24 protein-coding genes are annotated in these 25,836 nt (G+C 70.4%); 4 read left to right on the top strand and 20 right to left on the bottom strand.

The window, feature by feature from the left end:
• Positions 1–179: 179 nt before the first annotated feature.
• Positions 180–1,022: a 30S ribosomal protein S2 gene (rpsB, locus tag ACZ6SF_RS00235; protein WP_466059310.1), complete on the bottom strand. Its 843-nt coding sequence runs from the start codon at positions 1,020–1,022 to the stop codon at positions 180–182.
• Positions 1,023–2,610: 1,588 nt separating this feature from the next.
• Here rpsB and ACZ6SF_RS00230 point away from each other — a divergent pair.
• A complete protein-coding gene (locus ACZ6SF_RS00230; RefSeq protein WP_466061284.1) occupies positions 2,611–3,180 on the top strand; it encodes a M23 family metallopeptidase in 570 nt (189 codons plus the stop codon).
• A gap of 160 nt (positions 3,181–3,340) precedes the next feature.
• On the opposite strand, the gene ACZ6SF_RS00225 is transcribed toward ACZ6SF_RS00230, so the two are convergent.
• From ACZ6SF_RS00225 to ACZ6SF_RS00165, 13 genes are all read right to left on the bottom strand, one after another.
• The gene (locus ACZ6SF_RS00225; protein ID WP_466059308.1) at positions 3,341–4,084 is read right to left on the bottom strand and encodes a DUF202 domain-containing protein; all 744 of its coding nucleotides are present in this window, start codon (positions 4,082–4,084) and stop codon (positions 3,341–3,343) included.
• 11 nt (positions 4,085–4,095) lie between these two features.
• On the bottom strand, positions 4,096–4,482 hold the full coding sequence (locus ACZ6SF_RS00220; protein ID WP_466059306.1) for a YidH family protein: 387 nt from the start codon (positions 4,480–4,482) through the stop codon (positions 4,096–4,098).
• Between the two features lie 172 nt (positions 4,483–4,654).
• Entirely contained in the window at positions 4,655–5,578 is a 924-nt protein-coding gene (locus tag ACZ6SF_RS00215; protein WP_466059304.1) for a tyrosine recombinase XerC, read from the bottom strand.
• A 112-nt stretch (positions 5,579–5,690) separates the two neighbouring features.
• Positions 5,691–6,890 (bottom strand): DNA-processing protein DprA, encoded by a 1,200-nt coding sequence (gene dprA, locus ACZ6SF_RS00210; protein WP_466059303.1) that lies wholly within the window; start codon positions 6,888–6,890, stop codon positions 5,691–5,693.
• The gene (locus ACZ6SF_RS00205) at positions 6,887–8,392 is read right to left on the bottom strand and encodes a YifB family Mg chelatase-like AAA ATPase (protein WP_466059301.1); all 1,506 of its coding nucleotides are present in this window, start codon (positions 8,390–8,392) and stop codon (positions 6,887–6,889) included. The genes dprA and ACZ6SF_RS00205 overlap by 4 nt, the downstream gene beginning before the upstream one ends.
• Positions 8,392–8,748: a YraN family protein gene (locus tag ACZ6SF_RS00200; protein WP_466059299.1), complete on the bottom strand. Its 357-nt coding sequence runs from the start codon at positions 8,746–8,748 to the stop codon at positions 8,392–8,394. Before ACZ6SF_RS00200 ends, ACZ6SF_RS00205 begins: the two co-directional genes overlap by 1 nt.
• A 106-nt stretch (positions 8,749–8,854) precedes the next feature.
• Positions 8,855–9,160, bottom strand: coding sequence for a DUF2469 domain-containing protein (locus tag ACZ6SF_RS00195; RefSeq protein WP_011210678.1), 306 nt, complete (start codon positions 9,158–9,160; stop codon positions 8,855–8,857).
• A 126-nt stretch (positions 9,161–9,286) separates the two neighbouring features.
• Entirely contained in the window at positions 9,287–9,970 is a 684-nt protein-coding gene (locus ACZ6SF_RS00190; protein ID WP_466061283.1) for a ribonuclease HII, read from the bottom strand.
• A 76-nt stretch (positions 9,971–10,046) separates the two neighbouring features.
• Positions 10,047–10,835 (bottom strand): signal peptidase I, encoded by a 789-nt coding sequence (gene lepB / locus ACZ6SF_RS00185; RefSeq protein ID WP_466059298.1) that lies wholly within the window; start codon positions 10,833–10,835, stop codon positions 10,047–10,049.
• Positions 10,836–10,948: 113 nt separating this feature from the next.
• A complete protein-coding gene (gene rplS / locus ACZ6SF_RS00180) occupies positions 10,949–11,290 on the bottom strand; it encodes a 50S ribosomal protein L19 (RefSeq protein ID WP_030521783.1) in 342 nt (113 codons plus the stop codon).
• Between the two features lie 128 nt (positions 11,291–11,418).
• Entirely contained in the window at positions 11,419–12,372 is a 954-nt protein-coding gene (locus tag ACZ6SF_RS00175) for a hypothetical protein (protein ID WP_466059297.1), read from the bottom strand.
• A gap of 28 nt (positions 12,373–12,400) precedes the next feature.
• Entirely contained in the window at positions 12,401–14,863 is a 2,463-nt protein-coding gene (locus tag ACZ6SF_RS00170) for a Tex family protein (RefSeq protein WP_466061282.1), read from the bottom strand.
• A 183-nt stretch (positions 14,864–15,046) separates the two neighbouring features.
• Positions 15,047–16,678, bottom strand: coding sequence for an AMP-binding protein (locus tag ACZ6SF_RS00165; protein ID WP_466059295.1), 1,632 nt, complete (start codon positions 16,676–16,678; stop codon positions 15,047–15,049).
• A gap of 89 nt (positions 16,679–16,767) precedes the next feature.
• Here ACZ6SF_RS00165 and ACZ6SF_RS00160 point away from each other — a divergent pair, with 89 nt between their 5' ends.
• Positions 16,768–17,619: a helix-turn-helix transcriptional regulator gene (locus tag ACZ6SF_RS00160; RefSeq protein ID WP_466059293.1), complete on the top strand. Its 852-nt coding sequence runs from the start codon at positions 16,768–16,770 to the stop codon at positions 17,617–17,619.
• 10 nt (positions 17,620–17,629) lie between these two features.
• Here the strand turns inward: ACZ6SF_RS00160 and trmD are convergent, their stop codons facing one another.
• The 4 genes from trmD to rpsP are packed head-to-tail and all read right to left on the bottom strand — an operon-like array spanning position 17,630 to position 19,540.
• Positions 17,630–18,316: a tRNA (guanosine(37)-N1)-methyltransferase TrmD gene (gene trmD, locus ACZ6SF_RS00155; protein WP_466059291.1), complete on the bottom strand. Its 687-nt coding sequence runs from the start codon at positions 18,314–18,316 to the stop codon at positions 17,630–17,632.
• A 13-nt stretch (positions 18,317–18,329) separates the two neighbouring features.
• Positions 18,330–18,854 carry a ribosome maturation factor RimM gene (rimM, locus tag ACZ6SF_RS00150; RefSeq protein WP_466059289.1) on the bottom strand — a complete coding sequence of 175 codons (525 nt, stop codon included), beginning with the start codon at positions 18,852–18,854 and terminating at the stop codon, positions 18,330–18,332.
• A complete protein-coding gene (locus tag ACZ6SF_RS00145; RefSeq protein ID WP_030521790.1) occupies positions 18,855–19,097 on the bottom strand; it encodes an RNA-binding protein in 243 nt (80 codons plus the stop codon).
• A complete protein-coding gene (gene rpsP, locus ACZ6SF_RS00140) occupies positions 19,097–19,540 on the bottom strand; it encodes a 30S ribosomal protein S16 (protein ID WP_357980826.1) in 444 nt (147 codons plus the stop codon). The genes ACZ6SF_RS00145 and rpsP overlap by 1 nt, the downstream gene beginning before the upstream one ends.
• Before the next feature lie 340 nt (positions 19,541–19,880).
• Between rpsP and ACZ6SF_RS00135 the strand changes: the two genes are divergently transcribed.
• Together ACZ6SF_RS00135 and ACZ6SF_RS00130 are read left to right on the top strand one after the other, a co-directional pair.
• Positions 19,881–21,773 (top strand): vWA domain-containing protein, encoded by a 1,893-nt coding sequence (locus ACZ6SF_RS00135; protein WP_466059287.1) that lies wholly within the window; start codon positions 19,881–19,883, stop codon positions 21,771–21,773.
• An 83-nt stretch (positions 21,774–21,856) separates the two neighbouring features.
• Positions 21,857–23,737 carry a vWA domain-containing protein gene (locus tag ACZ6SF_RS00130; RefSeq protein WP_466059286.1) on the top strand — a complete coding sequence of 627 codons (1,881 nt, stop codon included), beginning with the start codon at positions 21,857–21,859 and terminating at the stop codon, positions 23,735–23,737.
• Between the two features lie 53 nt (positions 23,738–23,790).
• Here the strand turns inward: ACZ6SF_RS00130 and ffh are convergent, their stop codons facing one another.
• A complete protein-coding gene (ffh, locus tag ACZ6SF_RS00125) occupies positions 23,791–25,365 on the bottom strand; it encodes a signal recognition particle protein (protein ID WP_466059284.1) in 1,575 nt (524 codons plus the stop codon).
• Positions 25,366–25,462: 97 nt separating this feature from the next.
• Complete coding sequence (locus tag ACZ6SF_RS00120; protein WP_466059282.1) at positions 25,463–25,762, bottom strand: hypothetical protein; 300 nt, start codon at positions 25,760–25,762, stop codon at positions 25,463–25,465.
• Positions 25,763–25,836: the final 74 nt, after the last annotated feature.

The following is a 25,836-nucleotide window of genomic DNA, read 5'->3' as shown; positions in this document are numbered from 1 at the left end:
CTTCCCGTCGGGGGGGTTTTTTTTCGCCGGGGGGGCCGCGCTCGATTCTTTATAGTAGTTTCGGGTGTTGTGGTTGCCTCCCCCCCCCGTGTCCCCCCCACCACTGTGGAAGGGTTCCGCCCGGGCGGCGCTCACCTTGGCAGTGGCCGGTGAGCGCCGCCCGAACGCGAGGTTACGACTCAGGCCTCGGCCGGGGTCTCCGCCGGAGCTTCGGCAGGGGTCTCGGCGGCGGCGGGGGCGTCGGCGCTCGGCGCGGCCTGCGCCAGCAGCTCCTGCTCCCACTCCGGCAGCGGCTCGGCGCCCGCCTCGGGCTTGTCGTCGCCCGCGGAACGGCCGGCCCGGGCCTGCACGCCCTCGGCCACCGCGGAGGCGACGACCTTGGTGAGCAGCGCGGCCGAACGGATCGCGTCGTCGTTACCCGGGATCGGGTAGTCGACCAGGTCCGGATCGCAGTTGGTGTCCAGGATCGCGATGACCGGGATGTTCAGCTTGCGGGCCTCGCCGACGGCGATGTGCTCCTTGTTGGTGTCGACGACCCAGATGGCCGAGGGCACCTTCTGCATATCCCGGATACCGCCGAGGGTGCGGTCCAGCTTGTTCATCTCACGCGTGAGCATGAGGATTTCCTTCTTGGTGCGACCCTCGAAGCCACCGGTCTGCTCCATGGCCTCGAGTTCCTTGAGGCGCTGCAGGCGCTTGTGCACGGTGGAGAAGTTGGTGAGCATGCCGCCCAGCCAGCGCTGGTTCACGTACGGCATACCGACCCGGGTGGCCTCGGCCGCGATGGACTCCTGGGCCTGCTTCTTGGTGCCGACGAAGAGGACGGTGCCGCCGTGGGCGACGGTCTCCTTGACGAACTCGTAGGCCTTGTCGATGTAGGTCAGCGTCTGCTGCAGATCGATGATGTAGATGCCGTTGCGGTCGGTGAAGATGAACCGCTTCATCTTCGGGTTCCAGCGACGGGTCTGGTGCCCGAAATGCGCGCCGCTGTCGAGCAGCTGCTTCATGGTTACGACAGCCATGGCTCTCGTACTCTCTTTCGTTGCCGGTTGTCGCAGCAGGCCGGCGGCCCACTGCCCTGGCACCACCGAACGCTCGGACCCGATGTGGATCGGGACCAGCCGAGACGTTCCCTGTTCCGGAATTGCGCCGACGACCTTCGGCTCCGCGGGGAGCACGAGGCGAGCAGCGCCGTGATGAACAAGCACGGTGGTGCGCGAAGTCGGCCGGTGCGAACACGAACGTCGTGCCGACACCGAAGTGCGAACACGAATACAGTGCGAACACAGACCGCCCGGCCAGTTTACGACCTGCGCTGCGAGAACCGGAAATCGGCCGATCGGAACGGCCGTCGGTGACCTGCCGGAAGACCTCCAGTGAAACGTTGATTATTCACAGCTTCGAGTAATCCACAGATGCCGGATTCCGGGTTCCGGGCCGCTCGGGACCCCGGCAGGCTCGGCATATGACCTGTGATGACACCACCGGGACGGGGCCTGCCACCACGGCGCCCGGCGACCGTCCGCCCGCGCCGGCGCACTGGCCGCATACCACCCTCCGGCGCCCGGCCACCTCCTCCGGAGAACTCGCGACCCCGCCTCCACCAGCCGGGTGGCCCCGGCGAAAGGCGGAGCATCGGGCCAACCTCCGCGGCCGCCCGTACCGGCGCCCGGCATCGACCCGGGACGCCCCCGTTCCGGGTCGGGGTATCGTCGGCGGCCCTCCTGTGCGCCGCTGTTCCACGCCCGCCCGAACCTCGGCGGAGCACCGTCACGAGCCGGGAGCGGCCGCCCCGGGAGGACCGAGCGAGGTCGAGCGCCGGGCCCGCCGCTACGAGCGCAGAATGGATCACGCGGGCTCTCGATCCGGCCACACCGATGCGGCGGCCCGGCCCGCGAGACCGGAATTCTCCGATACCGGACCGGCGTGGAGAGCGGATCCGATCCTCTCCGGGCCCCGCACCGGGTTTCCCGGAATATCACCCCACACCACCCTGTGGCCCGGGTGTATCCCTGCGCGGAGCGATCCGGACCGCTTCGTCGGGCGCTCACCGGGCCGGAATCCGGCCCGGCTTCACGAGCCGCCGAGCCCGGGACCGGCTTGCCGGGTGCGGCACCGGATTCCCGGCCCGGGACGGCGATATTCGGTGCGCCGGTATCCCGGGCTCCTGTGGGGCGCGGTCTTCACCACGGTGTTCCTCGCGCTCCCACTGGGCCCGGGGACCACCCTCGCCGCCCACGCGGCACACCCCGGACCGGCCCCGGCCGCCGGACCGGCCACCCCACTCGCCGAGAGCGGTGGCCAGGCCCCGCGTGTGGTCAGGGTGCAGGCGGTCCGAGGAACGACGGGGGCGGTGCCACCACCGGCCGCTTCCGATCCCACCTCGGGCACGGTCGCCGGCGACACCGCGAAGAAGGGGCCACTCCGGCTTCCCGGTAGCGGACGAGGCGGGACATCGACAGGGTCCGCCGGATGCGGCCTCGGCGTCGGCCACGGCTCCGCGACCGGCTCGCTCTGCGGGGTTCTCCCGCTGCTGACCGATATGGTGCGTGCGCTGATCCGGCTCGCTCCGCGCGCCACGGCGCCCTGTGCGTGCCCGGCACGTATCCGATGACCTTCCCGCGGTCCGGCCGGGCGAAGGGAGGGGGTTCGCCCGGCCGGACATTCGCGGTAAAGGCCGCGCTGACGCCGGCCTTGTTCGCGATTCTTCCGCTCGGGACGGCGACCGCGGCCCCGGACGGAACCTTCGACTGGCCGCTCCGGCCGCGCCCGGCGCTCGTGCGGCCGTTCGACCCACCCGAGCACGACTGGCTGCCCGGGCATCGCGGGGTCGATCTCGCCGGTTCGCCGGGACAGACCGTGTATGCCGCGGGTCCGGGTGTCGTCGTCTTCGCCGGCGAGGTGGCCGGGAAGCCGGTGGTGTCGATCGCCCACGACGGCGGCCTGCGCACCACATACGAACCGGTGGAAGCAGAGGTGACAGTGGGCCGGCGGGTGAGTCGCGGAACGCCGGTGGGGGCACTCGCCGGAGGGCACGAGGGCTGCGGCGCGGCGGCCTGCCTGCACTGGGGGCTGCGCCGGGAACGCACCGAGCACGGTGACCGGGAATATCTCGATCCGCTCGGGCTGCTCCTGCTCGCCCCGATCCGGCTGAAACCGGTGGAAGCACCGGCCCGATGAGCGCGGGCAGGTCACCGGACGCCGGCGCGTCCGTCCCTGCTCGCGGTGGGCGCTGATTCCTGCTCGTGGACAGATCACGCGGGAGGACGGATACGCGTCCTCTTCCGGCTCTCCGGCTACGCGTGCCGCCGGATCCAAAGCACGGCCGCGAGACCTGGGATCATAGGAAGGTGGCGAGCATGGCGGCGTCGGCGCGAAGCGCGGCCGCCCGGTCGGCGCGACCCGCGCGGTCGTTCTCGCCCGCCGCGGTCAGGCGGTCGGCGATCTCGGATCGCACGATGGCGGCGAGATCGGTGTCGGTGAGGCGCCGGCGCGGGGCCTCCGCGGCGGCCGGGCGACCTGTCGACAGCGCGTCCGGCGGCGAGGCCGGGTGTTCGCCGAGTGCCAGGGCCTCGGTGTTGTCGATGGCCACGAGCGTCGCGCGCAGCAGCGCGGCCGACCTCCGATCGCCGTCTCGCGATGCCGCGGTCAGTGCGGCACCCAGCCGGGCGCGCAGCGAGGTTCCCTCCGCGGATACCGGCGTTCGGGCGGCCACCACCGGGCGAGGGGTCGCGTTCGGTGGCGCTGTCCAGCGCATATCCCGGTGCGGCGGACCGGCCGTGGTGGCCACGAAACCGAGAGTGACCAGGGCCGCCACCACCACGGCCACGGTCACCCAGCGGATCGTCGGTCCCGCCGCACCGGCCTCGGCATGACGGAGCAGAAGATTGCGCCGGTAACCCAGCGCGGCCACCGAGAGCAGGATCAGGCACGCGATACCGGGGGCCAGCGCGGCCGGGCTCCAGCCCGATTCGACAACCGCGCGCAGCAGCAGGAGTCCGACGGCGACCGCGCCCAGGCAGGTCCGCCGCCACGACAACGCGGTGCGCTCGGCGGCCAGCCGTAGTTCGAGAGGATCGGCCATCGGCGCCGGCCTCAGTGCAGCAGGACGGCGAGGCAGGCCAGGGCCGCCACGAAGGCGGTCCCGGCGGACAGCAGGGGCACGAGCACGGTTCCCGGCAGCGGCCGGCCCGCATCCATCGCGACGCGAATCCGCCGCCAATGCAGATAGGCACCCGAGGCGACCAGCAACGAGAGCAGCAGGCAGCTCACCGCCAGTGCCGTCCGGAAATTCCCCTCCCATTGCTCGAGGACGACGGCGTGCACGGCGACCCCACCCGCCAGTAGTCCCAGCGCGGTACGAATCCAGGACAGGAAGGTGCGTTCGTTGGCGAGAGTGAACCGATAGTCCACGGGTGCCGTGCGCTCGGCCGGCGGCCCACCGGGGCCGGGGTCCGAAGATCGTGTTTCCCGCGGGCTCATCCGGCGCCCGCGCCGATCGTGGTCTGCACGCTCACCTCCCGGGCCACCGGCCGGTCACAGTTGACGGATCCGCCGGTCAGCGTAACGCCACCGCGAGCCACCGTCATAGGCCGCCGAGTGCGCGCCGCGATCCGCCGTACCGGATATCGACCGGCGGCCGGAACGTCGGTGTTCACGCCCGGGGATGGGCCTGGTCGTGTGCCGCTCTCAGGCGGTCGACGGACACGTGGGTGTAGAGCTGTGTGGTCGCCAGACTGGCGTGCCCGAGCAACTCCTGCACGATCCGCAGATCGGCGCCGCCTTCCAGCAGATGGGTCGCCGCGGTGTGCCGGAGCCCGTGCGGACCCATATCCGCCGTACCCGGTACCGCCGATACCGCCGCATGGACCACGCTGCGGGCCTGCCGCTGATCCAGTCTCCGCCCACGCCGCCCCAGCAGCAGCGCCCGCCCGGAATCCGGACGGGCCAGCAGCGGACGGCCGTAGGTCAGCCATTCCTGGATGGCGTGGTCGGCGGGCCCCCCGAACGGCGCGGACCGCTCCTTGTTGCCTTTGCCGAGCACCCGGACAAGATGCCGCTCCCGATCGAGATCGTCGATATCCAGCCCGCACAGCTCGCTGACCCGGATTCCGGTGGCGTACAGCAGCTCGATGACGAGCCGGTCCCGCAGGGCCATCGGGTCCCGTTGCGCGGCCCCCGATTCCACCGCTCCCAGCACGCGCCCGGCCTGTTCCTGCCCCAGCACGGCGGGCAGGCTCCGATGGGCCTTCGGCGCTGCCAGCCGCAGCCCCGGGTCCACGGTGAGGCGGCCGGTGCGGGTGAGCCACGCGGTGAAGGCCCGGACCGCCGACGCCCGGCGCGCGGTGGTCGTCCGGGCGGCTCCTCGATCGGCGTGCACTGCCAGCCAGGCACGCAGGGTGGTGAGATCGAGTTCGGCGACCGAGGCGTCGGGACTGTGCCCGACCAGATGCGCCAGCAGCGATCGCGCGTCACCCAGATAGGCCCGGACCGTATGCGCCGACCGGTTCCGCCCGAGCCGCAAGTGCCTGCCGTACTCGGTGAGCAATGCCTCCAGGTCCTGGGGTAACTCCGCCACGGCTCAACCGTCACCCGCCGCCTGCGGTACCGCAAGCCCCCGCGCGGATATCACCGGGAAACCCGGCGCACCGAACCCGCCGGACACCGCGCACACGACCCCTCGCCACCGCCTACCGCGAGTTCCCCGGAGGAGCCGCCGTGGCGGGTGCGGTCCGGAACCACCCCTCTCCCCCGCAGCGTGCGGAATCCGAGAGATCGAGCGCGGCCAGCGCCGCCCGGACCTCGCCCGGCGCCAATCCCGTATCCACGCAGAGTTGGTGCGGCCATCTGCCGCCCGTCGCGGGCAGCGCCGCGTAGACGCGGTTCTCGGCCGCCCCGAGCCCGCCCGGCATCCAGCCCTGCGGCCCCGCCGCGAGCGGCAGATGCAGCGGCGCGGCTTCGGCGACGACATCGTTGACGCCGCCGACCAGAACGGCTTCCCCGTCGCGGATCATCCGGTGGCAGCCCGCCGAGGCCGCCGAATCCACCGACCCCGGTACCGCCAACGCCGGCCGGCCGATCCGCCGTGCCCATTTCACCGTGTTGCGGGCACCGCTGCGCACTCCGGCCTCCACCACCAGTACGGCATCGGCGAGCGCCGCGACCAGGCGGTTACGCGCGAGGAAATGATGTTTGCGGGCCGCCGTTCCGGGTGGATACTCGCTGACGACCAGCCCGGTTTCGGCGATCCGGGCGATGAGGCGGTCGTGCTGCGCGGGGTACGGCCGGTCGGCGCCACAGGCCAGTACGGCGAGGGTGGCGCCGCCCACGGCCAGCGCCGCGCGATGGGCCATACCGTCGATTCCGAATGCCGCACCGGAGACGATCGTCCACCCGTTGGCCGCCAGTTCGCCGCTGATCGTGCCGGTCACCCGGTCGCCGTATGCGGTGCTGCAGCGCGCCCCGACCACGGCCACCGCCCGTTCGGTGAGTTCGGCGAGACTGCGGTTGCCCCGCACCCAGAACACCAGCGGTACGGCGCCGTCCGGGTCGCGGCCGGGCGTGAGCTGTGCGAGGCCGAGCACCCGCCAGGCGGGCCATTCCGGATCGTCCGGGGTCACCAGGCGCCCGCCGAGACCGTGCATCGTCTCGATATCGCGGGCGGCCAGATCGAGTTCGCGGCGTTGTGCGGTCGGCGCGCGCAGCACCTCCGGTAGCGCGCTCTCCCGGACCGCCCGGGCGGCTTCCCGCACTCCCACCGCATCGATCAACGCGCTCAGCGCGGGACACGGTCCGAGCACCACCCGGGACAGGTAGGCCCAGGCGAGCTGCCGTTCCTCGGACTCGCCGGCGGCCCCCTGCGCCCCCGGCGATCCGACGGCGGCGCTCATTGCGTACCCCGCTGCCGGAAGTTCAGCGCCTGCATCACATCGTGCGCTGTCGGTTCATCGCCGCCCCGCAGATCACAGACAGTCCACGCGACCCGCAGCGCGCGGTCGGCGCCGCGTGCCGAGATGCGGCCCATGCGCAGGGCCGCCTCCACCAGGGCCGTGGTCGCGCTCGGCAGCGGGAACCGGCGGCGCAGGGCATGGCCCGGGACCTCGGCATTGGTGCGCCACCCGTGTTCGTGCCACCGGGCGGCGGCCGCGGCCCGGGCCGCGGTGACCCGTTCGCGCACGGCGGCGCTGTTCTCCGAATCCCCCGCTGCCAATCCGGGGCCCGCCGGGTGCATCTGCATCCAGATATCGATCCGGTCCATCAATGGACCGGACAGTTTGCCGAGATAGCGCCGCCGGGCCAGGGGCGCGCAGATACAGTCCACGTCCCGCGCCGGTGCGCAGGGACACGGATTGGCCGCCAGCATCAGCTGGAATCGAGCCGGATACCGGGCGACCCCGTCGCGCCGGGCGATCCGCACCTCGCCCTCCTCGAGAGGTGTCCGCAGAGCTTCCAGGACCTTCGCCCCGACCTCGGCGCATTCGTCCAGGAACAGCACTCCGCGATGCGCGCGGCTCACCGCGCCGGGCCGGGCCGCGCCCGAACCGCCGCCCACCATCGCGCTCACCGAGGTCGAATGATGCGGCGCGACGAACGGCGGGGTGGTGATCAGGGGCCGGTCGTCGGACAGGGTGCCCGCCACCGAATGGACGGCCGTGACCTCCAGCGCCTCGTCCTCCGACAGCGGCGGCAGCACACCCGGCAACCGCTGCGCGAGCATGGTCTTCCCGATGCCCGGCGCTCCCGTGAACAGCAGGTGGTGTCCGCCCGCGGCCGCCACCTCCAGCGCCCACCGGGCCTCCTGCTGGCCCGCGACATCGGCGAGATCGCCGGCCACGGGTGCCTGCCGGACGACCGCGGCGCCGGATTCGGCGAGTTCGCCCTCGCCGCGCAACCAGTCGAGCACCGCGCGCAGGGTCGGCGCGCCCAGGACCCGGATACCTGTCACCAGCCCGGCTTCCGGCAGGGCCTCCACCGGCACCACCGCCACCTTGCGCCCCGCGCTGCGTGCCGCCAGCACCGCGGGCAGGATGCCACGGACCCGCCGCAGCCGGCCGTCGAGGGCCAGTTCCCCCAGTAGAACCGTCCCGGCGAGCCGGGCGGAGGGCACGATATCGGCGGCATCGAGCACGGCCACGGCGAGCGCCAGGTCATAGACCGAGCCGACCTTCGGCAGGGTCGCCGGGGACAGGGCCAGGATCACCCGGCCGTCGGGCCATTTCTCGCCGGTGTTGGCGACCGCCGCGCGCACTCTGTCCCGGGATTCCTGCAGCGAGGCATCCGGCAGACCGACCAGATGCACCGAGGGCAACCCCTGCCCGATATCGGCCTCGATCTCCACCACCTGCCCGTCGATCCCGCGGACCGCGATCGAGCAGGCTCGTCCGAGCGGCATCAGAACACCGCCCGCAGATGCTCGATCTCCGGTTCGCCGCCGCGCGGTAGCAGCACCGACACCACATCGAAGCGGATCCGCTGCCAGGGGCCCTCCTGTTCGGCGAGCCACAGCAGGGCGAGGCGGCGGATACGCTGCCGCTTCCGGAAGGTGACGGCCTCGGCGGGGAGGCCGAAGCCGACCCCCGACCGGGTTTTCACCTCGACGAACGCGGTGGTTCCCGCGTCGCGGACGATCAGGTCCAGTTCGCCGTACCGGCAGCGCCAGTTACGGGCGACGATCTCCATACCGGCGGATCGCAGAAAATGCGCCGCCAGTCCCTCCCCTTGTGCGCCGAGCGCCGTGTTGTGTGCCACCCGCCCAGCATCTGCCGGTCATCGAGCAGGCCGCACGATACGACCTGCGGAAACGACAACCCTGTGGATAACCCGGGCCCTGTGGACAACGGCTCCGGCGGGACGCCTATTCGGGCAGGCGGAGATCGGGCTTCTCCAGCTCCTCGATATTGACGTCCTTGAAGGTGATCACCCGGACATGCTTCACGAAGCGCGCCGGCCGGTACATATCCCAGACCCAGGCATCACTCATCCGGACTTCGAAGTAGACCTCGCCGTCGGCGTTCTGCGGCCGCAGTTCCACCGAATTGGCCAGATAGAAGCGACGTTCGGTTTCCACCACATACGAGAACTGACCGACGATGTCCTTGTACTCCCGGTAGAGGGAGAGCTCCATCTCGGTTTCGTACTTCTCGAGGTCCTCGGCGCTCATCGGGTGGAACGTCCTCCTTCTCGCCACCTTGCGTGTGTTGACATCATCGCTCATACCGCCCGGGCGTGTCACCGTGGGCTGCGCCGCGGCCGGTCACCACACCGGCGGGCCGCCGGTCCGGACCCGTCAGGCCGCGCCGCCCGATCCGGCGGTGACCTCCGCCAGCAGTTGCGCGGCCGTCGGCGCCGCGACGGCGCACTCCCGGACATTGCGCCAGGACCGGCGGTGTTCCGGGCACGGCCCGAGCCGGCGCAGCGCCTCCTCGTGCCGTGGTGTGTTGTAACCCTTGTGCTCGGCGAACCCGTATCCGGGCCGCCGCCGATCGAGCTCGACCATCATCCGGTCCCGGGTGACCTTGGCCAGGACGCTCGCCGCCGCGATACACGCCGCGCTCGCGTCCCCGCCGATCACCGGTAGCGAGGGCACCGGCAGTCCGGGCACCCGGAAACCGTCGGTGAGCACATAACCCGGCGCGAGGCCGAGTCCGGCGACGGCGCGCCGCATACCCTCGATATTGGCCACGTGAATACCGATGGCGTCGATCTCCGCCGCCGGGACCACCACCACCGACCAGGCCACGGCCAGCCGGGTGATCACCGGATAGAGCGCCTCACGGGTGGCCTCGGCCAGTTTCTTGGAGTCGTCGAGTCCGGCCAGCGAATTGTGGGCCTTCGACCCGAGCACGCACGCGGCGACCACCAGTGGTCCGGCGCTGGGTCCGCGACCCGCCTCGTCCACCCCGGCGACCGGCCCGAGCCCGCTGCGATGCAGCGCCGACTCCAGCGTGCGCAGACCACCCGCGCGGCGCATCACCACCCGCGGCGGCCAGTTCCCGTCCCGTATCGGTTTCGTTCGCACATTCGTACCCACTCGATGCGCCCCCGGCTCACTTCTCCTGCGGATCCACTCCGTCGATCGGCCCGATCCGGCCCGGCGGCCAGATCTTGAACACCGCTTTGCCGCGGACGTTGGCCACCGGCACGGTGCCCTGCAGTTCGTCCCCGACGTGGGCCCGCGAATCGGCGGATTCGTTGCGGTTGTCGCCCATCACCCACAGATTGCCCTCGGGCACGGTCACCGGTCCGAAGACCCGGCCCACGGGATAGGAGGCGTTCTGCTGGCCCGGCATCCACGGGTAGTCGTCCTCGACATACGGCTCGTTGAGCGGTTCCCCGTCGACCATGACCCGGCCCTGGTCGTCGCAGCATTCGACCGTTTGCCCGCCCACCGCGATCACGCGTTTCACCAGGTCGTTCTCATCGGGGGGGACGAGACCGAAATACGAGAAGAAATTCTGTACCCCGCGCACCACCGGATTGTCCGAGCGGATCGAGCGGTAGTGGCCGTTCCACGACGGCGGGCCGACGAAGACCACCACGTCGCCGGGTTTCGGATCGCTCCAGTAGTAGCTCACCTTCTGCACGTAGATGCGGTCACCGGTGCAGCCGGCGCAGCCGTGCAGAGTGGGTTCCATCGATTGGGAGGGGATCACGTAGGGCCGCCCGACGAAGGTGACCATGAGGGCCGCGATGATGGCCGCGATGACGAGCAGAATGGGCAGCTCCTGCCAGAACGGCCGCTGCTTCTTCGCTTTGACGGGCCGTCGCGCCCGACGTCTCCCCGGCTGCCTGTCCGCCGATTCGGACCCCGACACCGACCACCTATCGTCTGCCACGCGAACAGCGTAGCCCGGCGCCGCAACGGATACGCGGCACCGGGCTACAAGTGCAATTCGCCGAGGTCATCGCCGTGCATCGTGGCACGCGAACCGTGGCGGGGAAGAGCAGGTCAGCGCTTTTCTTTGATCTTGGCGGCCTTGCCCCGCAGCTCCCGCAGGTAGTACAGCTTCGCGCGGCGGACGTCGCCACGGGTCACCACATCGATGTGATCGATGGTGGGGCTGTGCACGGGGAAGGTGCGCTCGACACCGACACCGAAGGACACCTTGCGGACGGTGAAGGTCTCGCGGATGCCGCCGCCCTGGCGCCGGATGACGACGCCCTTGAAGACCTGGATACGTTCCTTGGAGCCCTCGATGACCTTCACGTGCACATTGAGGGTGTCGCCCGGCCGGAAGTCGGGTACATCGCTGCGCAGCGAGCTCTCGTCGACGAAATCAAGGGTGTTCATGATCATCCTTCTGATGGTCGCGCGAACAGAGGAACCTGGCGGCGCTACCGCTCGACCGGTTCGTGCTCCGAATGTGGGATGCGCCGGGGCCTGATACATGCCCAGGGCAACCCGAGCATTGTGCCAGATCAGCGCTCGCTTCCGGAAACCGGCCCCGTCCGTTCGCCCGCGTTCTCGGTGGCCGGCGCCGTATCGGCGGCCTCGTCGTGCGACCACAGGTGCAGATGCAATTCGTGCAGCAGCGGGTGGTGCCGGGCCGGGGCGGGCGGCGCGGGTACCACCCGGCGGGCCAGTTCCTCTTCCGCCGCCGACCGTACATGCTCGACATCCGGTTTTCCGGCGATCAGATCCTGCACGAAGATCTTGGCCCGGATGACCGGACGGCGGTAGCGGCGTTCGCGCACGATCGCGCGGTACATCAGCCGCCGCCTGCTCGGACCGTAACGCCAGCGCGCCCAGGGCGCCCCCGGACGGCTCAACCGCAAGGCCCCGACCACCAGCAGCGGCAGGAAGAACATGCCGAACAGCCCGGTCCAGATCTTGCCCTTGGCGATGACCACGGCGGCCAGCGCGAGGTTCACCAGGGCGAACACCACGACCACCACCCGGACCCAGGCGCCGGGCTGATCGCGCAGCCCGTTGATCTCCAGCAGCCACAGCGGATGGAATCCGAGCAGCAGCAGGCCGGTCACCGCGAGCGCGACGAAAACCGCGTCCACCGAGGTGCGGCCCTGTTTCTCCCAGTACACATCGCGCAGGTAGTACAGCAGCGCGAACTCGTCGAGCACGAGCGCGGCACCCACCCCGAACGCGGCCGCCAGCCCGGAGGCGACCGCGGTACCGCTGTCACCGCCGTCGGCGATCATCCCGATACCGGAGATCAGGACCAGGATTACGCCGAACACCATGTGGTGGATATGGACGCCGCCGGATTTCAGGTTTCCCGGCCACCAGCGCACCTGGGCCCGGATCAGCCGGACGCTGACCCGGATCACCAGGAATCCGATGATGAACCCGAACAGGAAGCACAGCAGAGGGAGCCGGCCCGCGGCGATCACGTCCTCGGACAACCACTCCCGCATTTCCCGGCCCCCCTTCGGATCGCAGCCGCTATTTACCGAATCCCGCCCGGCGCAGCGCGTCGGCCATGGCGCCGTTCACAGGTGCATTATCCCGCCGTCCGTCACGTCCCTGACCGCGATTGCGCGACTGGCCTCCGCCGCGCGCGCCGCCGTTGCCCTGACCGCTGTTGCCCTGGCCACCGCCGGCCTGGCCACCGCCGGCCTGGCCACCGGCGCCCTGACCGCCCCGGCCCTGGCCACCGCGGCCCTTCGCGCCCCGGCCCTGGCCCGGCCTGCCGCGGTCACCGCCCCGGCCGCCGTCGGAACCACCCTGCCCGCGCCCGCGGTCGCCGGGGCCGCGCTCGGGCTTTCCGGCGCCGGGCTCGTCGTCGAGGCGCAGCGACAATCCGATGCGCTGGCGCGCGATATCGACCTCGAGCACCTTCACCTTGACCACGTCGCCGGATTTGACCACTTCGCGGGGATCACGCACGAAATTCTTCGACATCGCCGACACGTGGACCAGACCGTCCTGGTGGACGCCCACGTCGACGAAGGCGCCGAACGCCGCGACATTGGTGACCACGCCCTCGAGCACCATCCCCGGCTGCAGATCGGCGACCTTCTCGATACCGGCGGCGAATTCGGCGGTCTTGAATTCCGGGCGCGGGTCCCGGCCGGGTTTCTCCAGTTCGCTGATGATATCGGTCACCGTCGGGACACCGAAGGTGTCGTCGGTGAAATCCGCGGGCCGCAGGGCTCGCAATACGGTGCCGTTGCCGATGATCTCGGCGATACCGCCACCGGTGGAGTCCAGGATCCGGCGCACCACGGGATAGGCCTCCGGGTGCACCGCCGAGGTGTCCAGCGGGTCGTCGCCCTCACGGATCCGCAGGAAGCCCGCGCACTGTTCGAAGGCCTTCGGTCCCAGCCGCGGGACATCCAGCAGCGCGGTACGGCTGCGGAACGGCCCGTTGCCGTCGCGATGGGCCACGATGCTCTCCGCGACCGAACCGGTGATCCCCGAGACCCGGGACAGCAGCGGAACCGACGCGGTGTTCACATCGACGCCGACCGCGTTCACGGCGTCCTCCACCACCGCGCCCAGGGAGCGGGCCAGCAGCGTTTCGGAGACATCGTGCTGGTACTGCCCCACACCGATGGATTTCGGTTCGATCTTCACCAGTTCGGCGAGCGGATCCTGCAGGCGCCGGGCGATGGAGACCGCCCCGCGCAGCGAGACATCCAGCTCGGGCAGTTCCTGCGAGGCGTAGGCCGAGGCGGAATACACCGAGGCGCCCGCCTCGGACACCACGATCTTGGTCGGCTTGTTCTCCGGGATCCGGTCGATCAGTTGCGCGGCGAGCGCGTCGGTCTCCCGGGACGCGGTGCCGTTGCCGATGGCGACGAGTTCGACACCGAACCGCTCGACCAGGGCCGCGAGCACCGCCACAGATTTCTCGGTCTGATTCTGTGGTTTGTGCGGATAGATCACCTCGGTGGCCACCACTTTTCCGGTGCCGTCGACCACCGCGACCTTCACACCGGTGCGGTAGCCCGGGTCCAGACCCATGGTGGCGCGGGTACCCGCGGGCGCGGCCAGCAGCAGATCCCGCAGGTTGGCCGCGAATACGTCCACCGCATCGCGTTCGGCCGCCTGCCGCAACCGCATCCGGGTATCGATCCCGAGGCTGACCTGCAATTTGGTGCGCCACGCCCAGCGCACGGTGTCGAGCAGCCAGCCGTCGGCCGCGCGGCCCCGATCCGCGATCTCGAACCGCTGGGCGATCCGCGCCTCGTAGACACTGCGTTCGCCCGGGGCGAGTTCGGAATCGGCGGGTTCGGGATCGAGCTGCAGGCTCAGCACCTCTTCCTTCTCACCGCGCAGCAGCGCGAGGATGCGGTGTGAGGGCAGGCCGGCGAATTCCTCGGCGAAATCGAAGTAGTCGGCGAACTTCGCTCCCGCCTCCTCTTTACCGGCACGCACCGCGGCGGTGACCTGGCCCCGGCTCCACATGAGTTCGCGCAGTTCACCCACCAGATCGGCGTCCTCGGCGAACTTCTCGACCAGGATGGCCCGCGCTCCGTCGAGCTGTTCGGCGGAATACCCGGCCGGATCGGTGCCCGGATCACCGAGCAGGGCGTCGGCGACGGGTTCGTGACCGGCCTCCCGCGCGATCTGGGCCTTGGTGCGGCGCTTGGGTTTGTAGGGCAGGTAGATGTCCTCGAGCCGCGCCTTGGTTTCGGCGAGCAGCAGCTGATTGTGCAGGGCGTCGTCGAGTTTGCCCTGGCCGCGGATGGATTCGATGATGGTGGCGCGGCGTTCGTCGAGTTCGCGCAGATAGTGCATGCGTTCCTCGAGGGTCCGCAGCTGCGCGTCGTCCAGACCGCCGGTGACCTCTTTGCGGTAGCGCGCGATGAACGGCACCGTGGACCCGGCGTCGAGCAGTTCGACGGCGGCCCGGACCTGGTTCTCCCGCACCGCCAATTCGTCGGCGATCCGGCGACTCACGGTGGCGGATACCGCCGGGGCGGTACCGGGGGCCGGGGCCGAGTCGGTGTGGGTTGTGTCGGGACCCGAGGTCTCTGGCGCTGTCGTCACGACCCGCACCCTACCGCCGCCGGGTGACAGCGGGTCGGGGCCCAGTACGCCGCGGCGATCACGTGAGCGACCGTGACACCGCGGCGATCACCCTCATACCGCGGTGGCCCGTCCCTGCTGCCGCAGCAGGTATCGCTGCACCTTGCCGCTGGGGGTCTTGGGCAGTTCGGCGACGAAATGCACGCGCCGCGGGTAGGCGTGCGCGGCGAACTTCTTCTTCACCAGCGTCTGCAGTTCCGATTCGAGCGCCTCGGTACCCGCGGTGTCCCCGCGCAGCACCACGAACGCCTCCAGTACCTCGCCGCGCAGTTCGTCGGGCATACCGACGACCGCGGCCTCGGCCACCGCGTCGTGCAGGACGAGCACGCTCTCGACCTCGAACGGCCCGATCCGGTATCCGGCCATGATGACCACATCGTCGTCACGGGCGGAGAAGTGGAAGAAACCCTCCGGGTCGCGGTACCCGGCGTCGCCGGTCAGATACCAGCGGCCGTCCGCGGTGTAGCGCGAGGCGGAGCGTTCGGGTGCGTCCAGATAGCCGAGGAACCAGAGCAGCGCGCTGTGCTCGGTATCGATGGCGAGACGGCCGAGTTGTCCCGCCGGCGCCTCGGTATCGGCGTCGTCGGCGAGCACCGTGCACTCCCACCCGGGCAGCGCCCGGCCCATCGAACCGGCCGGCGCCTCGATATCGAGATCGTCGTGCCAGGCATTGCAGATGACCATGCCGTGTTCGGTCTGGCCGTAGTGATCGCGGACCGCCACCCCGAGCGCGTCGGCCGACCAGGCGACCACTTCCGGCGTCAGCGGTTCTCCCGCGGACGAGGCCCGGCGCAGCCGGATCGGCGCGCCCGCCGGTCCCGCGGCACGTAGCGCCCGGTAGACGGTCGGCGCGGCGGCGAAGTTGGTGACCCCGAAACGCTCCAGAGCTCGCCAGGTGAGCTCCGGTGAGAAGCCCGCGTGCAGCAGCAGGCTGCGGGTTCCGGACGCCAGCGGCCCCAGGACGGCGTAGTAGAGGCCGTAGGCCCAGCCCGGGTCCGCGGCATTCCAGAACACATCGCCGGGCCGCACATCGAGCGCGAACTCCTGGTAGGCGTGGAACGCCGCCAGGGCGCGCACCGGGATCGGCACGCCCTTCGGGGTCCCGGTGGTGCCACTGGTGAACAGCTGGACCAGCAGTCCGTCCCCGCCGACGATGGCGGGCGGCGCGGCGGCGCCGGCGTCGGCGAGCAGGTCGTCGAGGCGCAGGGCCCCGGGTAGGTCGGTAGCGCCGGCGACGATGGTCTGCCAGGGCGGCTCGGCGGGGATATCACCTCCCGGTGCCAGTTTCGCGGCCTGATCCGGATCGGTGACGACGACCGCGGTATCGCTCGCCCGGAGCCGGAAGGAGATCGCGGGCGGCGCGAACGCCGTGAACAGCGGAACGTGCACCGCGCCGCAGCGCCACAGACCCAGCAGCACCACCACCAGATCCGCGGATTTCGCCATCAGTGTGGCCACCCGGTCGCCCGGTCGCACCCCGAGCGCGGCCAGTGCGGCAGCGCATCGCTCCGAACGTTCGCGCAGCTCACCGTAGGTGAGATCGACGGCCGACAGATCGTCGTCGATCACTGTGAACGCTACGGCGCCGGGCGGATGCCGATCGCAGAGCAGATGGGCGGCGCAGGCGTCGGCGTGGTCGTAGGAGTCCAGCAGTTCGCGCACTCGCAGGTTCGGGTGGGCGCCCATCTCATATCTCCTCGATCGTCGGCATCCGGTGTTGCCATAGGATGTAGGTCACACTCGATCCGGCACTACCCCCGAAAAGGGGTGAAACGTTGAGCGCGACCCCCCTGCTGCGTCCCCGCGACGGCGACGCCCTGCGCGCCGAGATCCGGCGCCTGGCCGGGACCATCGGCGTTCCGGTGCTCTTCGGCGGCGAGGTACGCGCCGACACCCTCCGGCTCACGGAGTTCTCCGGGGTGCGCACCCCCGGTTTGCGCGGACTGTCGGTGACCCGCGCGTCCGGATTGGGCGGGCAGGTGCTCGAGAGCCGCCGCCCGGCCTCTGTCGCCGATTACCGCAGCGCGATGTCGATAACCCATCACTACGACGGCCCGGTGCTCGGCGAGGGGATCCGGTCGGTGGTGGCCGTACCGGTGGTGGTCGCGGGCCGGGCCCGGGCGGTGCTGTACGCGGCCAGTCGCGGAGTCGGACCGATCGGCGATCTGGCGGCCGACGCACTGCTGCTCGCGGGCCGGCGCCTGGCCACCGAGATCACGGTTCGCGACGAGGTCGACCGGCGGTTGCGCCTGATGGAGGCGGCTGTCCCGCGGCCCGCGGCCGACGGCGCGACCACCGAGGAGTTACGGGCCGTTCAGGCCGATCTGCGAGCGCTCACGGAGTCCTCGCCCGCCGGGGCACTGCGCGACGAACTGCGTGCGGTCGGTGAGAGATTGACCCGGGCACTGACCGGCGAGCCGGCGTCCGGCGCACCGCGCCTGTCCCGCCGGGAAACCGATGTCCTGCTGCAGATCGCGCTGGGCTGTTCCAATCAGCAGGCCGCGCAACGGCTTTCCGTCGGCGCCGAGACCGTGAAGAGCTACCTGCGCAGCGCCATGCACAAACTCGGCGTCCGCTCCCGGCACGAGGCCGTGGTCGCCGCCCGGCGGCTGGGCCTGATCCCCTGAGCCGACGGCGTCAGTCGTTGTCCGGCACCAGATCCGGCCGGCGTTCGCGGGTCCGGATGAGGGATTGTTCGCGACGCCAGGTGTCGACCTTGGCGTGGTCGCCGGAGAGCAGGATCGGTGGGACATCCAGTCCACGCCAGCTCACCGGACGGGTGTAGCTCGGGCCCTCCAGCAGGCCGTCGGAGAAGGAATCCTGTTCGTGGGACAGCTGATTGCCGAGCACACCGGGGATCAGCCGGACCACGGCCTCGGTCATCACCAGCACCGCCGCCTCGCCACCGATGAGGACATAGTCGCCGATACTGACCTCCTCGACCCGCACCCGCCGCGCCGCGTCGTCGAACACCCGCTGGTCGATTCCCTCGTAGCGTCCGCAGGCGAACACCAGATGCCGCTCCCCGGCCCAGCGCCGGGCCGTGGCCTGGGTGAACGGCACCCCGGCCGGAGTCGGAACCACGAGCAGCGCGTCGTCCGGGCACACCTCGTCGAGGGCGTCGCCCCAGACGGTGGGTTTCATCACCATGCCCGGCCCGCCACCGTACGGGGAATCGTCGACGGATTTGTGCACATCGTGGGTCCAGCGGCGCAGATCGTGCACATCGACCGAGAGCACGCCCTTCTCGACGGCCTTGCCCAGCAGCGCGGTACGCAGCGGGTCCAGGTACTCCGGGAAGATGGTGACCACGTCGATTCTCATGACGCCGACCGCCTCATTCGGGATCGAGTAGTCCAACGGGCGGATCGATGACGATCAGCCGTTCGGCCAGCGATACGGTCGGGACGATGGCGGTGACGAACGGGATCAGGATCTCGCGGCCGTCCGCGGCGGCCCGGACCGAGAGCAGTTCCCCGGCGGCCGAATGCAGGACCTCGGTGACCGTGCCGACCGCTGTACCGTCGGTGAGGGTCACGTTCAGGCCCTCGAGTTCGTGATCGTAGAACTCGTCCGGATCCTGCGACGGACCCAGCTCGGCACTGTCCACCAGGAACAACGCGCCACGCAGGGCGTCCGCGGCGGTGCGGTCGGTGACACCGGCCAGATGCACCAGGAGCCGGCCCGAGTGTTCCCGGGCCGACTCCACGGTGAAGTCACGGACTTCCTTGCCGCGCGGTGCGCGGGCCCGCAGTGTCACCCCCGGCGCGAAACGCGCCTCGGGTTCGTCGGTGCGGACCTCGACGACCAGTTCACCGCGCACACCGTGCGATCTGGCGACCCGGCCCACCACGAGTTCCATCTACTGATCGGTATCGACCACGTCGACCCGGATACCCCGGCCGCCGATTCCGGCGACGAGGGTCCGCAGCGCGGTCGCGGTACGACCGCCGCGGCCGATGACCTTACCGAGATCGTCGGGGTGAACATGCACCTCGACGGTACGTCCGCGGCGGCCGGTGATCAGCTCGACGCGGACATCATCCGGATTGGCGACGATACCGCGGACCAGGTGCTCCACGGCATCGGCGACGACGACGCTCATTACTCGGCGGCCTCGGCGGATTCGGTCGCCTCGGCGGCGTCCTCTTCCTTGTCCTTCTTGGCCTTCTTCTTCGGGGTCACGGCCTCGGCGACCGGCTCGTTGTCGGCGGCGGCCAGCGCGGCGTTGAAGAGATCCAGCTTGGACGGCTTGGGCTCGGCGACCTTCAGGGTGCCCTCGGTGCCCGGCAGGCCCTTGAACTTCTGCCAGTCGCCGGTGATCTCCAGGAGACGCTGCACCGGTTCGGTCGGCTGCGCGCCCACACCCAGCCAGTACTGCGCCCGCTCCGAGTCGATCTCGATCAGCGAGGGCTCTTCCTTGGGGTGGTACTTGCCGATGGACTCGATGGCCCGGCCGTCACGACGGGTGCGGGCGTCCGCGACGACGACGCGGTACTGCGGGTTGCGGATCTTGCCCATACGGGTGAGCTTGATGCGAACAGCCATGCTGCTGATCTGCCTTTCATAGTGGTCACGGCGCAATTCAGCGACTCACGCGGTATCGCGAGCCCGGTTTTGCGAATGAAGTGTGTGACCGCCGCGCGGTACGTGACCGGAGACGGGCTGCACTGTCCGGAAGGACGGTCGATCATTCTGCCAGATGGTCCGCTCACCTCGGAAATCACCTCCCGCAGGGCGCGGCCTCCGGGGCGGCGATCCCGGAGACAACGGTGCCGCGTCCCGCCGACGGGAACCGCTGCGGTTGGCACCGGCTGCGCGGCCTGCGTAGCGTCCGACAGGTTGCGTTGAACACGATGCGACGGAGTTGAACGGGAGTACCGAGGACGTGTCATTTTTCCAACGGGCCCTGGCCACGGTCGCGGCGGGGGTTATCGGCCTGGTCCCGGTGTCCGTCCCGGCGCTCGCCCAGCAGTCTCCCGAATCGCAGACCACCCGGTACGCCCCGACGATGCTGGTGCTGGACGCGTCGGGGTCGATGCTCGCACCCGACCCCACCGGCGGCACCAAAATGGACGCCGCCAAGAACGCCGTCAGATCCTTCGTCGCCGCGGCACCGGACGCCTCGGAAGTAGGGCTCACCGCCTATGGCACCGCCACCGGCAACACCGACGCCGAGAAGGCCGCCGGCTGCCAGGACGTGAGAATCCTGCACCCCGTCGACACCATCGACAAACCCGCACTCACCGCCGCCGCCGACTCCATCACCCCCAGCGGCTACACCCCTATCGGCACCTCACTACGCACCGCCGCCGCCGCGCTGCCGCAGGAAGGCCCGCGCTCGATCGTGCTGGTCTCCGACGGGCTCGATACCTGCGCGCCGCCGGATCCGTGCGACGTCGCCCGCGAGTTGAGCGCCCAGGGCGCCGAGATCGTCGTACATGCCATCGGGTTCGGCGTCGACGACGCCTCCCGGGCCCAGCTGACCTGCATCGCCCACACCACCGGCGGCACCTACACCGATGCGGCCGACGGCAGGACACTCGAACGCGTGCTGCCCCGGGTGACCGCCACCGCGTTACGCACCTACGCCGCGATCGGTACCCCGATCGCCGGGACATCGGAGTACCGGGATGCCCCGATCACGGAGCCGGGCCAGTACCTCGACGTCCTCGACCAGAAGAAAGCGCGCTACTACGCCGTGGATATCCCCGACGGCGCCGCGGCCTACTTCAGTGGCACCGTCTCGTTCCCACGCGGCGGTGACGACGCCGCAACCGCGAACAACCGACTCGATCTGCGCGTATACGGCCGCGACGGTCAGGACTGCTTCGTCTACGAGAACGAACTCGCGACCCGCTCGACCGACGGCGTGGCGCTGACCGTGGCCTCACGATTCGAGGGCGCGGCCGGTACCGCGAACGGTGTCGCCACCCACGACGCATGCGTGGGCGGCGGGCGCTACTACTTCACCCTGGAGTGGGCGCATATCGCCGACGGCGCCCCGAACCGGCTTCCGGCCGAACTGGCGGTCGGTATCGAACCGGCCGTGGCCGAACCCGGCCCCGCGGCCGAACCGACCCCGGTGACCTTCACCGAACCCACCGGTGTGGCGACACCCGTGGTGGGCGGGGGTTCGTTCAATATCGCCGCGACGCTACCGGGATCCGGCCGCTACAGCGATACCCTGCAGCGCGGCGAATTCGTCTTCTACCGGGTGAAACTCGATTGGGGTCAGGGCCTGGCCTATCGGGTGCGCTTCGGGGCGACGCCGGGACAGGGCCTGGCCACCCTGTCCAACATCACGACCACCCTGTACGCGCCGAGCCGCAAGGAACTGGACGACGACTTCACCTCCTACTCCGGACCCGAGATCGTCCTTCCCTCCAACGACCCCGCGCTGGCGACCGCGCCGATCCGGTATCTGAACAGGGAAGCCGACGACAGCCGCATCGCGGAGCAGGCGGTAGCCGGTTACTACTACATCGCCGTCAAGGTCGGCCCGAACAACGAGGGAGTCGCGCCGCCGGTTCCGGTCCAACTGGAGATCTCCGTCGTCGGGGAGCCGGAACCGGGGCCGCGATATCGGGACGACACCGACAGCACGGGGACCTTCGGCGAGAACGCCGAACCGGTCGCCGCGAGCGAGGCCGCCCCGGACGCCGAGGGATCGGGCAGCGGGATCTCGCCACTGGTGTGGGGAGCCGCCGGCGCACTCGTCGCCGCCCTCGTTGTCGTGACCTCGGTCGTCCTGCTCACCCACCGGCGTGGGCGACGCTGAGCGAGTCCCGCCTCGGCGGTGACGCGCCCGCCCGGCCACATCCGATTCGAGTGGAAACAATGCAACGAAGGGGAACCCACCGCGTGTCTTTTTCGATCCGGACCCTGGCGGCCGTCGCGGTGGCGGTGATCGGCCTCATGCCGGCCGCCGCGCCCGCGGTGGCACAGCCGGCGCCGCAGCAGGGAATCGAGTACGCCCCGACCATGCTGGTACTGGATGCGTCGGGCTCGATGCTCGCCCCCGACCCCGGCGGCGGCACCAAGATGGACGCGGCCAAGAACGCCGTCAGGTCGTTCGTCGCCGCCGCACCGGACACCTCGAGAGTCGGCCTCACCGCCTACGGCACCGCCACCGGTAACTCCGACGCGGAGAAAGCCGCCGGCTGCCGGGACGTGAAGGTCCTGCACCCCGCCGGCCCGATCGACAAGCCCGGACTGACCGCCGCCGCGGACTCGATAGCGCCCAGCGGGTACACCCCCATCGGCACCTCCTTGCGCACCGCCGCCGCGGCACTCCCGCAGGAAGGCCCGCGCTCGATCGTGCTCGTCTCCGACGGCCTCGACACCTGCGCGCCACCCGACCCCTGCGACGTCGCCCGCGAACTGAGCGCCCAGGGCGCCGACATCGTCGTACACGCGATCGGCTTCGGCGTCGACGACCCCTCCCGAGCACAACTGACCTGCATCGCCCAGACCACCGGCGGCACCTACACCGACGCCGCCGACGGAAAAACACTCGAACAGGTCCTGCCCCGGGTCAGTGCCGCCGCCCTACGGACCTACGCCGCGGCGGGGATCCCGCTCACCGGTTCCCCGGAGTACCGGGACGCACCGGTCGCCGAACCCGGGCAGTATCTGGATGTGCTGGGCCGCAAGCAGCCGCGGTACTACGCCGTGGACGTGCCCGAGGGCGCGACCGCGTATTTCACCGGGACCGTCTCGTTCCCGCGCGGCAAGGATTCCGTCAGCTCGGTCGACCGGCTCGATCTCCGGGTCTACGGCGCCGACGGGCAGGACTGCCACCACGAGGACAAGGAACTGGCCACCCGGTCCGGCGACGGGGTGGCGCTGACCGTGGGCAGTATCTGGAAGGGCGCGGCCGAACCGGCCTCCGGCGGTTCGGGCGCCGCGGGGTGCGAGGGTGGCGGACGCTACTACTTCGCGCTGGAGTGGGGTGAGGCCTCCGATAACGCGCCGGCGCAGTTGCCGGTGGAGCTGTCGGTGGGAGTCGAACCCGCGGTCACCGACCCCGGCCCGGCCGCCGCGCCCGCGCCCGCGGAGTTCACCGCACCCCAGGGCGCCACGGCGCCGGTCGTGGGCGGCGGATCGTTCAATATGGCGGCGGAGCTGCCCGGGACCGGCCGCTACAGCGATACCCTGCAACGCGGCGAATTCGTTTTCTACCGGGTGAAACTCGACTGGGGACAGAGTCTGGCCTACCGCGTCCGGTTCGCCGGGACCCCGCAGCGGGGCAGTGAGTTCACCTCGAATATCGCCACCGCGCTCTACAACCCGTACCGGGCCGAGCTCGATTCCGACACCATGGCCTACACCGGCAGCGAACAGACACTGCCAACCCACGATCCGGCGATCTCGACCGCCCCGGTCCGGTATCTCAACCGCGAGGCCTCGGACACCGGGGTGGCGGGCCAGGCCGTGGCGGGCTGGTACTACATCGCGGTCAAACTGAGCCCGACCGACGAGGTCGCGCCGGTACCGATCGAGGTGGAGCTGGATATCGCCGGGACGCCGGAGCCCGGGCCCCGGTACGCGGACAACTCCCCCGGCGACGCGACCTTCGGCGGGGATTCGAAGTCGGTCGCGGCGGGAGATACCGGCGAGGGGCCGGAGGGCCCCGCCGACGGCATCTGGACGGTCGCCGGGGTCGCGGTGGGAATTCTCGCGGTGGTCCTGGTCGCCGCCGTGGTCACGGTCGTGCTGATCACACGGCGTCGCAACCGCTGACCGTGCCGGTACCGGCTCCCGCGGATCGTGGGCGCCGGTACCGCCTCCGGCGGTTACTTGTCCGGGAACTTGAACTTGGAGATATCGAAGTTCTCCAGTCCCGGGGGCAGCTGATCCAGGCCGGGCGGCATACCGGACAGGTCCGGCATTCCGCCGCCGCTGCCGGCGGCGGGCAGGCCCGGCATTCCGGGGAATCCGCCGCGCATCTTCGGCTGGGTGGGCCCGCGCCCGCCCTTCTTGCCCTTCTTTCCGCCCTTGCGGTTCTTGCTGCGCCGGTTGCCGCCGGGCATCCCCATCTGCCGGCCCATCGCGGCCATCATCTTGCGGGCCTCGAAGAACCGGTCGACCAGCTGGTTCACATCGGAGACCTGCACCCCCGAGCCGTTGGCGATACGCAGGCGGCGGGAGGCGTTGATGATCTTCGGGTTCTCCCGCTCGGCGGGGGTCATACCGCGGATGATGGCCTGCACCCGGTCGAGCTGTTTATCGTCGACCTGGGCCAGCACATCCTTCATCTGCCCGGCACCGGGCAGCATCCCGAGCAGGTTTCCGATGGGGCCCATCTTGCGGATGGCCAGCATCTGGTCCAGGAAGTCCTCGAGGGTGAGCTCACCGCTGCCGATCTTGCGCGCGGCCTCCTCGGCCTGCTGCGCGTCGTAGACCTGTTCGGCCTGCTCGATCAGGGTGAGGACATCGCCCATACCGAGGATCCGGCTCGCCATCCGGTCGGGATGGAAGACGTCGAAATCCTCGAGCTTCTCACCGGTGGAGGCGAACATGATCGGCGCGCCGGTGACGTTGCGCACGCTGAGCGCGGCGCCACCGCGGGCGTCGCCGTCGAGTTTGGTGAGCACGACACCGGTGAAGCCGACACCGTCGCGGAACGCCTCGGCGGTGGACACCGCGTCCTGGCCGATCATGGCGTCGAGCACGAACAGCGTCTCGTCGGGTTTCACCGCGTCGCGGATTCCGGCGGCCTGCGCCATCAACTCGGCGTCGATACCGAGCCGGCCCGCGGTATCCACGATCACCACGTCGTACTGTTTGGCCCGGGCCTCGGCGATACCGGATTCCGCCACCGCCACCGGATCGGCCGCGGTGATCCCGAGCGCGTTCTCGCCCCCGCCGATCGAGGTGCCCGGATGCGGCGCGAACACCGGGACACCGGCCCGCTCGCCGACCACCTGGAGCTGGGTCACCGCGCCGGGACGCTGCAGGTCGCAGGCCACCAGCAGTGGCTGATGACCCTGGTCACGCAGCCATTTGGCGAGCTTTCCGGCCAGTGTGGTCTTACCGGCGCCCTGCAGACCGGCGAGCATGATCACCGTCGGCGGGGTCTTGGCCAGCGTCAGCCGCCGCGTCTCGCCGCCGAGGATCCCCACGAGTTCCTCGTTGACGATCTTGACGACCTGCTGCGCCGGATTGAGCGCGGCGGAGACCTCCGACCCCTTGGCCCGCTCCTTGATACTGGCGATGAACCCGCGCACCACCGGCAACGCGACATCGGCCTCCAGCAGCGCCAGGCGGATCTCCCGGCAGGTGGCGTCGATATCCGCCGGCGACAGGCGACCCTTACCGCGAAGATCCTTCAGGGCACCGGTCAACCGGTCTGATAGGGATTCGAACACCTGGCAGGCTCCTGATCTCGAGGGACGTCACGTCCCAGGGTAACGGTCCCGTACCAGGTGCCGTGGACGGTCCACCGCTTCCGCTGGGAGTACGCACTCAAGTAGCGGAGAAGCCTCTTTGGTAGTCGTGTTGTTCGACGGCCACCAGGTAGGCCGCCTCCCGGCCGGTGAGGCCGAGCTGGCGGGCCAGGGAATCCAGGCGCGACCAGTCGTCGTCCGGTGGGAGCCCGTTGGAGGCGACGGCGGCGGCCACGTTCATGGCGGCCATCGCCTGGGGTTCGGTGAGCGTGCGCCCGGGCAACCAGGTCACCACCCAGTAGGCGTCGCCCACGCATCGGGCGATATGCGGGGTCATATCGCTTGTCATGATCGACGAAGTCACTACCTGGATTGCCACCGACCTGCTCCCCTCGTGAGCGCGACAGCTGACCTCCGGAATGTTAGGGCCCGGATCGCCCGCCGCTCCCGACC

The sequence above is a fragment of the Nocardia sp. NPDC049935 genome (assembly GCF_055586645.1).
Note: the sequence above shows the minus strand (reverse complement) of the source record. Positions and strands in the feature narration are given on the sequence as shown.